The organism is Pseudomonas sp. SIMBA_068, from assembly GCF_046534705.1.
Lineage (GTDB): Bacteria > Pseudomonadota > Gammaproteobacteria > Pseudomonadales > Pseudomonadaceae > Aquipseudomonas > Aquipseudomonas putida.
Map to the genome: position 1 here is coordinate 1 of NZ_JAWRYI010000180.1, position 340 is coordinate 340.

General features: G+C 50.3%; 1 protein-coding gene. It reads left to right on the plus strand.

Annotated elements, in window-relative coordinates; genetic code table 11:
* Positions 1–154: 154 nt before the first annotated feature.
* Positions 155–340: hypothetical protein (locus SB756_RS28730; protein ID WP_248299164.1), on the plus strand; the 186-nt coding region annotated here is incomplete at its 3' end.

Sequence of the window (340 nt, forward strand, 5' to 3'; positions counted from 1 at the left end):
GAGCATACTATTGTGGTGACTGATAACGGCTGCGAAATTCTGACGCTACGCAAGGATGACACCATCCCGGCGATAATCTCGCACGACGAATAAGATGAAGCCGGCGAATGCCGGCTTTTTTAATGCGATAATTTAATCTTATGGGTGGCGCACAATGAATACCCTTCCAGAACAGTACGCAAACACCGCTCTCCCCACCCTGCCCGGTCAACCGCAAAATCCATGCGTCTGGCCCCGTGATGAATTAACCGTCGGTGGGATAAAAGCCCATATCGATACTTTCCAGCGTTGGCTGGGTGATGCCTTTGACAATGGGATCTCTGCAGAACAGTTGATTGAG